Genomic DNA, 15,264 nt, shown 5'->3' on the forward strand with positions numbered 1-15,264 from the left:
AAGTAGTTAGGAATCACTAACTGCTTCTTTTTTTATTCTAATCGTTTAGTTTCATAAAGGGATCTCTTGGAGCTAGTCGAATGCTTATTATTGGTAAAGCGGCTACCATGATAGACTGAAAGAGAAAAGGCTAGCTAGCACTAAGAAGATAGAAGGAGCAAACTATGTCGAGAATTTGGTTTAACAGATGGTTTACAACCGTCGCGCATTATATTGAATTGATTCGAAATAATGAGGATGGAGCAGCGTTTGAAATTTACGGCTCACATCCAAATGAAGATGCCCTGTATTTACAGTATTGTGATCATGCTTTTGTCGAACCTGACATTAGTGGTGAGGCTTACATCGACTATTGTCTAAGTGTTTGTAAGGAGAAGAAAATTGATCTATTCATTCCAAGGAAAGAAAACGTCCTCATCTCACAAAACCTCTCGAAATTTCACGAAATTGGTGTCAGAGTGCTTGTTTGTAACACAGAATTGATGGCACTGATGGACAATAAAGCTGCTATGTACCAATCGATTACTGAACGAGAAAAAGAAAAAGGCATCCGTCTTGTCCCAATACCAGACTATGCTGTAGTTAACAATGTAGATGATTTTAGAAAAGCCTACACTGATCTCACTAAAAAAGGTCACACGGTTTGTTTTAAACCTGTAATCGGTGAAGGAGCAAATGGGTTTCGTGTTATCAAAGAAGGGCAAGAAACGATTGAAGAACTGCTGACAGAAGGAGTTTCACGAAGAATATCATTTGAACATGCCTGTTCGATTTTAAGTCAGAAGGATACGTTTCCTGACTTAATGGTTCTTGAGTATTTGAACGGGTATGAGTATAGCATTGATTGCCTTGCCTATGACGGAGAGTTGCACCTTGCAATTCCGAGAAAGAAGGCTGGAGGGCGAATAAGAGTATTGGAAGATAATCAAGAACTTCTCGATATCGCACGTGCCCTACATCGAGAGTACAACATTGATTACATATCGAATATTCAAGTGAAGTTCAGTAAAGGTGTACCGAAGCTTCTTGAAATTAATCCCAGGATGGCAGGTGGGCTTAATATTAGTTGCTTGTCCGGTGTTAATATCCCTTATCAGGCAATCAAACTACTATTGCATGGTAATAGTCAGATAGAAGAGTTTAAACCAACTATGGGAATTCGTGCGAGCCACATTGAGAAGGAAATAGTTCTTACGTAAAATTCGCGTTGTGTTTCTTATAGAAAAGAAGAAAAACGTGGTAAATAATTGACGAAATCGACAATATGTTACGTAAGCCTATCAATTCTTAAGGGTTAAAGGATTCATTTTATCTGAAAATATGTTAATTTTAAATAGAAAGAAAAGGTTTCTTGTTCAAAAATGTATTTATATTGTTGAAACTTGAAACTTTTGAAATCTAGGCCCGTATTACAAGGTAGGCACTATAAAAAAAGATTACTAGTCATCACATCATACTCGTTTTTAATCTACTAATAGGAGTGATACGATTTGACGATTTCATTGCAGAAAGGTCAACGAATCGACTTAACAAAAGGAAATGCAGGCTTATCGAAGATCATGGTTGGCCTTGGCTGGGATCCTGTTCAGCAAAAGAAAGGTGGCGGCCTTCTAGGCGGTCTATTCGGAGGCGGCGGTGGCGGAGCTGACGTTGACTGCGATGCTTCCCTTCTAATGCTTGAGGATGACAAGCTAACTTCGAAGAAAGATTTGATTTACTTTGGTAACCTAAAAAGCGCATGTGGAAGTATTAACCACACAGGTGATAATCTAACAGGTGCCGGAGACGGCGATGATGAGCAAATTATGGTTGATCTAAGCAAAGTCCCACAGCGTATTACAAAGCTAGTGTTTGTTGTTAACATATATGATGCAGTGAAACGCAAACAGGACTTTGGCATGATTGAGAATGCATTTATCCGTGTAGTGAATCAATCGAACCAAGAAGAGATGATTAAGTTTAATCTCACAGACAACTATTCTGGTAAGACAAGCCTATTTGTTGCAGAGATTTATCGTCATGGTTCTGAGTGGAAGTTTGCGGCGATTGGTAATGGAACGAATGACGCTGGCTTAAGCGACATTGCAAAGAAATACTGAACTACTTAAAAATCTAGAAGGGGTTGAATAGCATGGCTGTATCATTATCAAAAGGACAAAAAGTAGATTTAACAAAAACGAATCCTGGTCTATCAAAGGTTATTGTAGGACTTGGATGGGACACAAATAAATACGATGGTGGAAATGACTTTGACCTTGATGCAAGTGTATTCCTATTAGATAGCAACGGTAAATGCGCTTCTGACAAAGATTTTGTTTTCTATAACCAGACTGAAGGTGGCGGCGGCTCAGTCGTTCACACTGGCGATAATCGTACGGGTGAAGGCGCGGGCGACGATGAACAAGTAAAGGTTCATCTTCAAGACGTTCCTTCAACAGTAGAAAAGGTCTCATTTGTTATTACAATTCACGATGCGGAAGCTCGTAACCAGAACTTTGGTCAAGTATCCAATGCATTTGTACGAATTGTGAATGAAGATTCCAATGAAGAGCTCATTCGTTATGATCTCGGAGAAGATTTCTCGATTGAAACAGCTATTATTGTTGGAGAATTATATCGCCATAACGGCGAATGGAAGTTCTCTGCAGTAGGATCAGGCTATGAGGGTGGTCTTGCAAGAATCGCTTCTGATTTTGGTTTGCAAGTCGGATAATATCTTCTTAGTGGCAAGAGGGCCAAACCCTCTTGCCATTCCAATATAAACACGAATTGGGGGATGACATTGGGTATTCAATTATCAAAAGGACAGCGAATTGACTTAACGAAAACAAATCCTGGACTCGTTAAAGGACTCATTGGACTTGGTTGGGATACGAATAAATATCAGGGTGGATCTGATTTTGATCTTGATGCATCAGCGTTTCTAGTAGATGCTAATAATCGATGTCAGGACGACCTGGACTTTATTTTCTACAACAATTTAGAGCATCCAAGCAAATCGGTCATTCATACAGGAGATAACCGTACTGGTGAAGGTGATGGAGATGACGAACAACTTATCGTAGACTTCTCTAAAATTCCATCTCACGTGGATAAAATCGGTATCACAGTAACCATTCATGATGCTGAGGGGCGTCACCAAAATTTTGGACAAGTATCAAACGCATTTGTTCGTCTTGCAGACGAATCAACTGGTGAAGAGCTGTTGCGATTTGATCTAGGCGAAGATTTCTCAATAGAAACGGCTGTTGTCGTTTGTGAACTTTATCGCCACGGTAACGAGTGGAAATTTAACGCAATCGGTAGTGGGTTCTCTGGCGGACTTGCTTCCCTTTGTAGAAACTATGGCCTAGACGTTTAACGTAAGGCTTAGCTAGTTGACATTAGGAGGAAACATCAAGTGGAAATCTTACAAGAAATTCTTAACACATATGCCTCTTTCTTTGATTGGGAAATGTGGGGAGAAGTTTTAACTGACCCTGTAGCGTGGGGACTGATTGGTACGCTAGTTCTTTTAGAAGGCCTGCTTTCAGCTGATAACGCACTGGTTCTTGCCGTGATGGTTAAACACCTTCCGCCCGAAAAACGGAGAAAAGCTTTAACTTACGGTTTAATTGGAGCTTATTTCTTCCGTTTCTTATTTATTGGAATAGGAATGTACCTGATTAAATTCTGGTGGATTAAGGTCTTCGGTGCAGCTTATCTTGCCTGGATTGTTATTCAACACTTCAGAAGTAAAGGTGAAGAAGAAGGTGCAGATGGTATGAAGCAAGACAGTTGGCTTGTTCGTACTTTCGGTATGTTTTGGGCTACTGTTATTTCAGTAGAATTAATGGATATCGCATTTTCAGCTGATAGTATCTTGGCTGCTCTTGCCATTTCAGAACAGGTATGGGTTCTTTTACTAGGAGGTATGATCGGTATTCTTCTTATGAGAACAGTAGCGGGTGTATTCCTAAAGCTAATTGAAAGAGTACCTGAGATGGAAAACACAGCATTCGTTTTGATTGCGATTATCTCTCTGAAAATGTTCTTGAGCGTGTTCCATATCGAAATACCTCATGTGGCTTTCTTCGGCATTATCGTAATTGCGTTCCTTGGAACGTTCGTTGTTCATTACTTTAACAACAGAAATAGACCATATGCGGAAGAAACAGCGTCAGCTAAAGAGAACGAATAGCAAGAAGAGGAGGAGACATAAGTGTTCTCCTTCTTTTTTTACGATAAAACACTAAGATTTCAACAAAAATGACGGATAGGTGGTGATGATGATGAAATATTTTCAATACCTTACGGAGTCTGAGAAACAAAAGGTATTCTTTAAAGAACCTACACCAATAACGAAATATGATGCAAAGGAAAAGCTATCGTATGCTGTTGGAGCTGCTCTTTATATGCCGGCTATTAGAGGGGACATATCTGAATTGATTGTGAAGCAAAAATATAAAGAGGTTAGTACTATTGTTCTCGATCTTGAAGATGCGGTGGGAGATAATTGTCTTTCGGAAGCAGTCGATCAGACAATGGTACATTTTGCGGAAATAGAACGAGCGGTGATGAGCGGGGTCATAACCTTAGGCGATTTACCACTTATCTTTATTCGTGTTCGGTCAGCTAATCAGTTACTAGAAGTAGCAGAAAAACTCGGAACTTCTATAGCGTATTTAACAGGATTTGTATTCCCAAAAATTTCGTCATCTAACGTTGAATTATATTTCTCTGCTCTAGAAGAAGCTTCTAATCAGGCTGGTGCACGACTGTATAGTATGCCAATTCTAGAATCGCCAGAGCTTATGTATAAAGAAACTAGATTTAACGAATTTCAGTACCTATCTTCACTTTTTCAGAAATACGAGTCTTCTATTCTAAATGTGCGAATTGGTGCAACAGACCTTTGTGGGCTGTATGGTATTCGACGAAATGCTCAAACACCTATTTATGACATATCAATTATGAGAGATTTTATTTCTGATGTTGTGAATTACTTCGGAAGGAACTTTGTTGTATCTGGTCCTGTGTGGGAGTATTTCAATAGTAAAAAAGATGGTGTAAACCATGCTCTATCAGAAGTTAACGAATATAATGCAGGCCTTCTTAATGAAACTCTCCTTGATCTATCAAATGGACTTACTGGAAAGACGGTCATTCACCCTTCTCACATTAAGGTGGTACAAAGCGTGAATGTCGTTACTAAAGAGGAATACCTTGATGCACTAAGCATTATAGAGAACGCTAGTGGAGAAGTTGGTGTATTGAAGAGTGCTTCTTACAATAAAATGAATGAAATTAAACCGCACTATAAATGGGCGATGAAAATCATAACTAAATCTGACATATACGGGGTGTATCATGAACAGTACAATTTCCTCAAGATGCTTACCGACACAATACCATTTTCCAATCCTGTCGGAGATGAGCGTGAATCTGAACGTTACTCAAAACAAGCTAGCTATCCCGGTTGATGAATTCTTTAGCATGGCTGCAAGAATTAATAAAAAGAGAGGTTTCTTGTTTGTTAGCAAGATGCTTGGAAAGCACATCCCAGTAGATCCGTATAAACCTTTACTCGCATCTGGAATGCTTGCCTTATCTTATTATGAGAGTGTAACAAACACAGCTTTAGAGCACATACAGAGTGTGAGGGATGGGTTTCTCTCTAATGAGAGAGAAGAGCTTAGTAGAGCATATGACTTATTAAAGAGTAAGCCTCTGAAACTTCAAGAGGCACCCATTGTGATCGGATTTGCGGAGACCGCAACAGCACTTGGACACGCTGTCTTTGATTGCTTTGATGAGGCCTATTATATCCACACAACTAGAGAATCAGTTGACGAGTTAACGCCCGAATTTAATTTTAGAGAAGAGCACTCACACGCTGTTGACCAGCGTTGTTATGCTAATGAATCAATATTGCGAAAAAATCACCCTATTCTTTTAGTAGATGACGAAATAACAACAGGGAAGACGTGTTTGAATATTATTAAAGAGCTCCACGCCAAATATCCCCGCAATCATTATTCCGTACTCTCCCTATTAGATTGGCGCTCAAAAGAGCACATTAATCAGTATAGCAATCTGGAAAAAGAGCTAGGCATTACCATCAATGTTCATGCTCTCTTAAAGGGAACGATCGATTTCAACGGGAAATCTCTTGAGGAGCCTCTTAATCAGTTTCATTCTAGTAAATGCAATCGTAGTAGTGGAGTAGTTGTAAAGTCGCACGATCTTTCTGCCCACTTCAGTCGTCTACCAGGTTCTAACTATTTAACAGACAGCGGTCGCTTTGGGATTGATGATTCTGTTAAAACGAAGATAGAGGAATCATGTCAGAATGCTTCGAATCAATTAAACAGGGAAATTCAGGGCGGAAAAACCTTATGTCTCGGAACTGGGGAGTTTATGTATATACCGATGAAGATCGCTTCCTATTTGCATGGGGATGTTTATTATCATTCAACAACAAGAAGTCCTGTGCAGCCGTTAGATTCAGAAGGATATGCCATACGAAGTGGATTTACTTTTGCTAATCCTGAAGATCAGGAAGTACAACATTATGTATATAACATACCAGTTGGGAAATACGACAGTGCCATTATAATGTTTGAAAAAGAAGTATCAGAAGAAGAGACAAAAAGTCTTCTCTCTATTTTGGCTGAAAGAAAGATTACCACAATTCATATCGTGACGTGTTCGTGAAGAAAGGGGTGGAAGAATTGCATACACAGGTAAAGAAAATGGGGAGTTATCCTGACGAGGACGTAACGTTCCTGCTTAAAGATTTATCTGAGATCAGCATGGAAAAAAGCACAAAGGAACGGGAACAGGCGATTCAGCAGGGAACGCATTATTCCGAAATGCTTCCAATTGAATACAAACCGACTGACGAATACATGTCTTTATTCTATCATTCTCTAGAAGATACGAAGCATAAAGTGGCTGTGGCTGTAGGTATTGTAGCTGAGCAAATTATCGCAGAGAGAGGCTTTCAAGTAGCTCTCGTATCGCTTGCCCGTGCAGGAACACCCATTGGCGTATTAATTAAACGCTATATATCCTTTAAATATAATAGAGAACTTCCTCATTATAGTATCTCTATTATTCGCGATAGAGGAATCGATGATCAAGCGCTCACTTATATTCGTAAACAACACCCTGACCATGAAATCACGTTTGTTGATGGATGGACTGGAAAAGGAGCTATCACGAACGAGTTAACGAAATCTGTTGCTCATTACAATGAATCAAATGGAACGAATTTATCAAGTAAACTTGCTGTACTTGCAGATCCTGGGGACTGCTCGGAATTGTATGGAACAAGAGAGGATTTTCTAATTCCAAGTGCTTGTTTGAATTCTACTGTTTCAGGCCTTGTGAGTCGAACGGTTCTTAATTCGAAGTGGATTAACGAAGGTGATTTTCATGGAGGGAAATACTACTCTGAGCTTCTAGAAGAAGATGTATCCAATCTATATGTCGATACGATATGCACACAGTTTCCACTAATTGCGAGCGAAGTCGATATAGGATTGTCAGAAATCATGAACGAATCTCAAGAGCCTCAGTGGAAAGGTCTTACATCTATAGAAAACATTCAGCGTGATTATGGTATGGCAAATCCGAATTTTATTAAGCCTGGTGTTGGAGAAACGACGCGTGTACTATTGCGTCGCGTCCCATGGAAAATTCTTGTGCACCCAGATGCTGAGATGAACCTTGAGCATATTTTAGTTCTTGCAAGAGACCGTGGGGTTCCAATTGAGGAATACACAGGCATGTCATACTCGTGTTGTGGTTTGATTAAACCATTGGAGCAAGAATAATGAGGGCATTCGCAAGCGATTTAGATCGCACGTTAATATATTCTAATAAATTGATTAAACAGTTCAGTGAAGAAGACTTTCAATTGATTGAAACGCTCGAAGGAAAAGAAATTTCCTATATATCGAACAAAACAAAGGGATTACTGCACACCATAAATAAGGAAATGCATTTCATTCCTGTTACAACGAGGACGATTGAGCAATATCGTCGTATTTCACTTTTTCAAGATGAGATTGTACCAGAATACGTGGTAACAAGTAATGGTGGTCATATTCTAAGAAATGGAGAAATACTTCAAGATTGGTCTGATCATATTAAAAGTTGTTTAGAGAAATGTTTACCTCTAGATGACTTTGTGAATAAACTCGAATCCCTTGTGAAAGGAAACTGGATTGAGCGAATAAGGGATGCAGATCACCTTTTTGTGTATTTAATCATTAAGCGAGACGAAGTACCTTCAGAAGAACTTACTCGTTTGTTCGACTGGGCAAGAGAGCAGGGGTGGCAACCTAGTTTACAAGGAAGAAAGTTGTATTTCGTTCCAGCCCCTGTGAACAAATGGAATGCAGTAGACTATTTAAAGAAAGAGTTATCTTTAACATACATTCACACAGCAGGCGATTCTTTACTTGATTACGACCTGATTCAAAATGGTGATGATGGCTATGCACCAGCACATGGTGAGGTTTTAGAGACTTATCCGGATTTACGCCGAACAAAACAAAGTGGCATGAAGGCTTCAGAAGAAATAATAGAGTCTATTCTAGGTCAACTTGCATCACATTCAACATTATAACTAAAGTAAATTTGTTAATGATGGAAGAAATAGTATGTTATTCTGTTTTATAGAAGATGTTATATTGGAATGAATAATAGTTTAATAGATAACCATTCTGAAGAACATGACTGTTTCATATTCGATCCTATAAAGACAGTTATTGAGGGCTTTAAAGCCACACTGGTCGCCGGAAAGGAATGAGAAAGCGGGGAGAACATCATGAGTCACTATGAACGGATTCTTATCAAGAATGCTTCATTAGATGATGAGAATTTAAATAATTTACTATTCAAGCCGTTTCCAGAACGTAATCCTTATGAAAATGGCAAGGAGTTAATCATAAATCAGATAGCTGGAAGATTTCTGGGGAGCTATTATGATGAGAATGAATACTTTCTTCATTTACATCAATTTTATAAATCAGAGAAATTTCACGTTTTAAGTGAAGAATTGAATAAGGTGATCACACCAGAACGTCTTCAGGCTATCCAATCGATCCACTCGATCAATCAGAAAGAAAATGGGTTGTCTGCTAATCGATTCGTAGCATTTCTAGAAGGTGCGACGCTTATTCCATCTCATCCAGATCAAACAATGCACCGCCACATACGAAAGTCCTTAATTACAATTCTTGAGTTGTTTGAACAACATCATAAAGATGGATTTAATCATCCTGATTTTCGTAGGGTACTGGTTGATTTAATGAAATGGACGTGGAATCATCTTGATCCTTGGCTTAAGGAATCGGATATCCAAATTGAAATGCCCGGGATTGTCTGGTACGGAGAAGCATCTAAAAGTCAGCAATACTTCCTTCTTTATTCAATAGTACTTGGATGTGATGTGCTCTATTTTCATCCAGAAGGTATTGATTCTTTTGCTACTATCGATCCAGAAGAACGTTTCATCAAAAAGAAAACTCTGCCATCAACCGTTGGGCTCGAACCTTTCCCAATGGAGAAACCAGAAAGACGTTCTACGGTAGCCTATAGGGCTACAAAAGAAATGGATACCGTACTACACCATGAAGGATCACAGCTATTTAAGCCGTGGCAGCTTAGAAACTACTCACCTAAATCAATTACGCTTAAGACAACTTACGATGAACTATTCTTGATTGCAAAAGAGAAGGCGTTCATTCGACCTAACTTTAAGGCTGAAAAAGGGACAGTTCATATCCCTTCATTGTTTGCAAAAATTATGGGTGTTTCTGAGAATAGAAAAGAATACTGGAATCGGCTTCAGGATTTAAGTGAATCAAAATCCACTGTGATGATTCGAGAGTTTCCATTTACATCTGAAACGAGGGCTAATCAGAAATTCCATTACCAACATTCTTTGAATCGGGATGGAGTACTTGATCCGGAGCTTATGATGCAGGGTAACTGGTGGCAGTATAAGCATTTGCCAATTGAAACACAAAGAGCGATTGGACATGCTATCTCTAGAATGTGCACCTCACCAAAGTTGCTTCCTGAAGGGTCAGAGAGGGAAGAAGATACGAAACTGTATCTATTCTCGCAGACGACAACTTTACCTGAGGAGTTCGTGAATTTAATGCAAACGTTTGATTATTCACAGGAAGTTCCGAAGGTTGTGCTTTATAATACAGAAATGAATGGTACTCTATCACGTTCAGATGCGGTCGTTCTGAACTTATTAAATGAGTTTGGACTTGATATCGTTCTTTATAATCCTCCTGGACATCAGTGTATTGAGCGATACATTGATTCGTCTCATTTTGATATTCACTGGCTTGAAGAAATGGCATTTCGACAGGATTTTAAGGAACCATCGGTATTTAGGAAGTTATTTAAATCCATTAAACTATAATCAGGGGAGTGATCGGCCATGACGAATGAAACTGGATTAACAACATTAGATAAAAATGAAGAAATAACGGAAGCAAAGGCGGATGATATACGTCTGAAGCTTCGCGGGGAGCAAGAGGTTCAAAAGCTTGCAGGAGAAATTGATGTAAGAGACCAAATGGCATTACTGGAATTTGGTAAAGAACCAGCTGTTGAAATTTCGCAGTTCTCAGATAAAATTCTATCGATGATGCGTACGACTAGCGTAACCGACTCTGGTAACATGCTTAAGCAACTTGGTAAAATAATGGATCGCTTTGATAAAAAGGATTTTGAGGAGCCAAAGTCCGGTTTCCTTTCGAAATTCTTCAAAAAAGGCAATGATGTGGTTGAAAAGATCTTCGGTAAATACCAGACGCTTGGTGGAGAGATTGAGAAGGTACACGTTGAGATTTCCAAGTATAAAGATGAGATGTCTCGATCTACCGTTACACTAGATGAAATGTACCAGCATAACCTAAATTATTATGTTGAACTTGAAAAGTATGTCGTCGCAGGACAAATGAAACTTGAAGAACTTCAAGAAAAGGTTCCGGCTATTCAACAAAAAGTTAGCGCTGGAGATCAGATGGCGCAAATGGAGCTCGACACGCTCAACAATGCCATTCAAACTCTTGAAGAAAGAATCTATGATCTTGAGATGGCGAGAATGGTTTCTATTCAAACAGCGCCACAAATTAGACTGTTGCAACGAGGAAATACGAAGTTAATCGGTAAAATTAATTCGGCCTTTATTATTACCATTCCTGTTTTTAAAAATGGCGTTATACAGGCTGTTACAGCTAAACGTCAGAAGCTTGTTGCAGACTCAATGAATGAGCTTGATCGCCGTACTAATGAAATGTTGAAAAATAATGCACAGAACATTTCCAATCAAAGTGTGGAAATTGCGAAGTTATCTGGTAGACCGAGTGTAAAAATTGAAACAATTGAAGAATCGTGGAACACAATTGTGAAGGGAATGGAAGAAACCAGAGCAATTGAGGACGAGAACAAGCGGCTTCGCGATGAAGGTACAAAGCGTATATTAGAGCTTCAAGATAACATGAAGAAACTAGGGAATAGATCGTAAAAATAATAAGCATAGAAAAAGGATAGCGAGAATCGCTATCCTTTTTCTATGCTTATTTCTCCTCGTTAAGTTTTCCCTTACGTTCCTGGTACTCACCTTTTGATTTATCGCGCTTTCCTTCCTCTTGGAGGCGGCTATCATTCTTTGCATTGCCAACCTGGTCTTTCAATTCGCCCTTCGTCTTGGAAACGGCGCCTTTCACTTTGTCACTTAGGCCCTTATTGTCACTCATTAGTTAAAACGCTCCTTTCCTGTATCTAATAAAGAAAATACCCCTTGAAGCATGATGCCAAACGGCGATCTTCTTCAAGGGGTTATAAATGGTAAATTAGTTGGATTTATCTTTAACAGGTCGATCTGTCCAAATGTCTGATTTCAATCCTTTAATTGTATCTGCATAGAACTGAGGATCCTTACCAGCTTTTCGTTGATCACGGTAATCTTTCAGTGCTACAAATGCTACCTTACCAATAATGGCAATAACAATTAAGTTGAGTAGTGCCATGAGTCCCATGGAAAGGTCAGCCATTCCCCAAACAATTCCGAAGCCAGCTTTTGCACCGAACATAACCATTCCGAGAACAGCAAGACGATAGATAAGAAGCGCTGTTTTATTTGATTTGATAAACTCAATATTTGTTTCTCCGTAATAGTAATTACCAATTATTGAGCTAAAGGCGAATAGGAGAACCGCAACAGCTACGAAGATGCCAGCTCCACTTCCTAAGTGTTGATTCATTGCTTCCTGAGTTAGCTGAACACCGTCAAGTTTCGAATCGACATAGCCATTTGACATTAGAATCATAAATGCAGTGGCAGTCGCAATTAACAGCGTATCGACGAACACTCCTAGAGCCTGGATGAGTCCTTGTTTAACAGGGTGAGAAACGTCCGCTGTTGCAGCGGCATTTGGTGCGCTACCCATACCAGCTTCGTTAGAAAATAGCCCACGTTTAATTCCAAGTAGCATAGCTGCGCCGACTCCACCACCAGTTACTTCTTTAAATCCGAAAGCATGCTGGAAAATAAGTGCAAACATTGCTGGGATTTCAGTGAAATTAACGATAAGAACATAAGCTGCAACAAGTAAGTAGATACCAGCCATAATTGGAACGATGATTTGTGAAACAACAGCGATTCGACGAACACCACCGAAAATAATAATAGCCGTAGCGACAGTAAGAATGGCACCAAGTACCCATCGGTTAACATCGAAAGAGTTTTCGAATGCAAGGGCGATCGTATTTGATTGTACAGAGTTAAACACAAGTCCGAAACTGAAAGTGATTAACACAGCGAAAATAATACCAAGCCATCTTGCGTTTAGTGCGCGCTGCATGTAATAAGCAGGGCCACCTCTGAAGTCATCACCATCACGTACTTTGTAAATTTGCGCAAGCGTACTTTCAACAAATCCACTTGCTGCACCAAGAAGGGCAATGACCCACATCCAGAATACAGCACCAGGACCACCGATGCTGACAGCTGAAGCTACACCAGCAAGGTTACCCGTACCAACGCGGGACGCGGTACTAATGAAGAAAGCCTGTAAGCTAGATACAGATTTCTTTCTTCCTTTCATTGTGTCCTTTTCAGTAAGAACGTGGAACATTTCACCGAACAGGCGAAATTGAACGAATCGAGATCGAATAGTAAAATACAATCCGACACCGATCAGGATAAAAATAAGCACATTAGACCAAATTAAATCATTACCAAAAGATACGATTTTTTCTAAAATATCCATATGTAAGTCCTTTCTATAATGGTTTCGTATTTTAAATGAGGGCTAGTAGTTATCTTCCCTCTACTGCACACAATCTAACTTGAAAACGACTATGTATTATAAAAAATGGAAATAACCATTCTCTTTTAGACGGTTTTAGCCTGAGAATACACTTTTCACCACAACAACCAATTATACATGGATTCGATTCATAAGTAGAAATATTTTGTTAGATAATCTAACGTTGTAAAAATACCCATTCATTCCTTCTCGTTAAGAAATCTATCGAGATAGGAAGGAAATAGTAGAGTAACACAAGCCGATGATCGCTAACTTAACAAGTATATCATATATTGTTTTCTTTCTTCCTCAGGTATGGAGTGGTAAAATAAAGGTGGAAGCATCAAAATAGCTCTGCCCGGGAGGGGTATCAATGATCGAGCATCAGCAAAATGTTACAGTTATCTCGAATCAAAGACCAGTCCAATTACGTGTCGAGCGGCTTGCTATTCATCATAGAATGAAAATTCTTGAGGCCGTTAAATCAAATGGTAGTAAATTTTATCTTTTCTTCTATAAAGATGATTTTATAACTGGAAAGACGGTAGACGTGACGAATGGTTCACTTATTGAAAAAGCTTTTCAAAAAGGAATTGTCCTGCAAGCTTCAAACCCGCTAGTAGATCGGTTTCTAACTGATAAAACTTTCCTACTAAAATCCACAAAACAGGTCTTTCAATCTGTTCAAAAGCATTATACTCCCCAAGAAACAGCTTTTATTTTCTCTTACTTTGATTCTTTTCTCTCCACTGATACTCTTATTAAACTCATGCGAAAACACTTTTATGAATATCGAAGAAATGGTCAACTGCGTAAAGCGTTCCAGATTCTTGCCATTCTCCTTCATTTTGATCCCACTAACAAATGGGCACTGGAATTGACTCGTAAATTAGAATATCAAAATATGAGAAGCATGTATGATGCAGAAGGTGCTGAACTTGCCGAAGTTGATCCGCTCTTCTCTGAAATTCTTGCGTATAATGATCTAGAGAAAAACCAATTGTATCTTGTATCTGTTTTTCAAAAGGATAAGCGAAAAACTGATCTATCCGCATTACGCCTTCATTTATATCTCCATTCATCCAACCAGGATGATCGTGATCCGCTCACGCTAGTCGAAGGGACGTTTACTGAATCAGAATCAGCTCTTCTGCTTTGGAACATGTATGTCGAAGCACCACACCATAAAATCCTCCAAGAAAACGCATTTCAAGCTCTCATGCATTTGAAGAAAACAAGTGAAGCGATTAATTTACTTACCGCTCGAAAAGCTGCTTTTACAGCTAGTGAAAGTGAATTGTTGGTGAACGCATTTCATGAAGAGGAAACAGATTTCACCAAAATTAACCTCCTGTCACTGCAAGACTGCCTACGAATTAAAGAAAATCGTGTTCTCCTTGAAGGGTTACTTCATACATTAATACCAAGAATGCTTAACGAATATGGACTAACATACGTTTATAACTGGCTTAAGCCTCTATATGAAGGGAATCAGAATCTCTCCATCTTATCAACAATACAAACAATGGTAGAAATACAGGATAATCCCGACAAGCAGTTTCAGCTTGGCAAGCTTTATCATAAGCTGAAACAATACGATGAGGCGATTACCTGCTTCGATTGGGAAATGGAACTGCATCCAACAGATCCTACCCCAGTTCAATGGTTAACAAAGGTTTACCGCGAAATGGGTAAACTTGAAGAGTCGAATACTTATATGTCAATCTATTCAAAAATGCAAAGGGTATCTCATTAGAAGAAAGCGCAGGCTATGACCTGCGCTTTTCTTATGGAATATAAGTTCCCCCAACAATAAGAGGAATAAAACCTCACCCCAAAACGTAAGTCAATCAAGATATTTAGGAGGGGGCAACTACTCCTAAAGGTTCGAGTGGTTCAACTAACCAACATAAGGGGATGATAGCCCGCCCCTCTG

At 39.2% G+C, this 15,264-nt stretch carries 14 protein-coding genes; 12 read left to right on the plus strand and 2 right to left on the minus strand.

Annotated features, from left to right (window positions below; translation table 11 throughout):
- Positions 1–164: 164 nt before the first annotated feature.
- The 11 genes from JI666_RS15735 (at position 165) to JI666_RS15785 (ending at position 11,542) form a co-directional block, all read left to right on the plus strand.
- Entirely contained in the window at positions 165–1,199 is a 1,035-nt protein-coding gene (locus tag JI666_RS15735; protein ID WP_206893533.1) for an ATP-grasp domain-containing protein, read from the plus strand.
- Positions 1,200–1,490: 291 nt separating this feature from the next.
- On the plus strand, positions 1,491–2,099 hold the full coding sequence (locus tag JI666_RS15740; protein WP_206893536.1) for a TerD family protein: 609 nt from the start codon (positions 1,491–1,493) through the stop codon (positions 2,097–2,099).
- A 32-nt stretch (positions 2,100–2,131) separates the two neighbouring features.
- Positions 2,132–2,713, plus strand: coding sequence for a TerD family protein (locus JI666_RS15745; protein ID WP_136948370.1), 582 nt, complete (start codon positions 2,132–2,134; stop codon positions 2,711–2,713).
- Between the two features lie 69 nt (positions 2,714–2,782).
- Entirely contained in the window at positions 2,783–3,361 is a 579-nt protein-coding gene (locus tag JI666_RS15750) for a TerD family protein (protein ID WP_206893537.1), read from the plus strand.
- A gap of 39 nt (positions 3,362–3,400) precedes the next feature.
- Positions 3,401–4,180 carry a MeeY/MeeF family manganese export membrane protein gene (locus tag JI666_RS15755; protein ID WP_206893538.1) on the plus strand — a complete coding sequence of 260 codons (780 nt, stop codon included), beginning with the start codon at positions 3,401–3,403 and terminating at the stop codon, positions 4,178–4,180.
- 91 nt (positions 4,181–4,271) lie between these two features.
- Positions 4,272–5,462 (plus strand): HpcH/HpaI aldolase/citrate lyase family protein, encoded by a 1,191-nt coding sequence (locus tag JI666_RS15760; protein ID WP_206893540.1) that lies wholly within the window; start codon positions 4,272–4,274, stop codon positions 5,460–5,462.
- Positions 5,413–6,696, plus strand: coding sequence for a phosphoribosyltransferase family protein (locus JI666_RS15765; RefSeq protein ID WP_206893593.1), 1,284 nt, complete (start codon positions 5,413–5,415; stop codon positions 6,694–6,696). The genes JI666_RS15760 and JI666_RS15765 overlap by 50 nt, the downstream gene beginning before the upstream one ends.
- A gap of 38 nt (positions 6,697–6,734) precedes the next feature.
- Entirely contained in the window at positions 6,735–7,820 is a 1,086-nt protein-coding gene (locus JI666_RS15770; protein ID WP_206893594.1) for a cysteine protease StiP family protein, read from the plus strand.
- Positions 7,820–8,617 (plus strand): HAD family hydrolase, encoded by a 798-nt coding sequence (locus JI666_RS15775; RefSeq protein WP_206893542.1) that lies wholly within the window; start codon positions 7,820–7,822, stop codon positions 8,615–8,617. Before JI666_RS15770 ends, JI666_RS15775 begins: the two co-directional genes overlap by 1 nt.
- Positions 8,618–8,818: 201 nt before the next feature.
- Positions 8,819–10,432, plus strand: a complete 1,614-nt coding sequence (locus JI666_RS15780; protein WP_206893544.1) for a YceG family protein — start codon at positions 8,819–8,821, stop codon at positions 10,430–10,432.
- 18 nt (positions 10,433–10,450) lie between these two features.
- On the plus strand, positions 10,451–11,542 hold the full coding sequence (locus tag JI666_RS15785) for a toxic anion resistance protein (protein ID WP_206893546.1): 1,092 nt from the start codon (positions 10,451–10,453) through the stop codon (positions 11,540–11,542).
- Between the two features lie 52 nt (positions 11,543–11,594).
- Here the strand turns inward: JI666_RS15785 and JI666_RS15790 are convergent, their stop codons facing one another.
- Entirely contained in the window at positions 11,595–11,774 is a 180-nt protein-coding gene (locus JI666_RS15790; protein ID WP_206893547.1) for a CsbD family protein, read from the minus strand.
- Between the two features lie 96 nt (positions 11,775–11,870).
- On the minus strand, positions 11,871–13,289 hold the full coding sequence (locus JI666_RS15795; protein WP_206893549.1) for an alanine/glycine:cation symporter family protein: 1,419 nt from the start codon (positions 13,287–13,289) through the stop codon (positions 11,871–11,873).
- A 412-nt stretch (positions 13,290–13,701) separates the two neighbouring features.
- Between JI666_RS15795 and JI666_RS15800 the strand changes: the two genes are divergently transcribed.
- Positions 13,702–15,084 (plus strand): tetratricopeptide repeat protein, encoded by a 1,383-nt coding sequence (locus JI666_RS15800; protein ID WP_206893550.1) that lies wholly within the window; start codon positions 13,702–13,704, stop codon positions 15,082–15,084.
- The last annotated feature ends 180 nt before the right edge of the window (positions 15,085–15,264 follow it).

The sequence above is a fragment of the Bacillus sp. NTK071 genome (assembly GCF_017303315.1).
Classification (GTDB): Bacteria; Bacillota; Bacilli; order Bacillales; family Guptibacillaceae; genus Guptibacillus.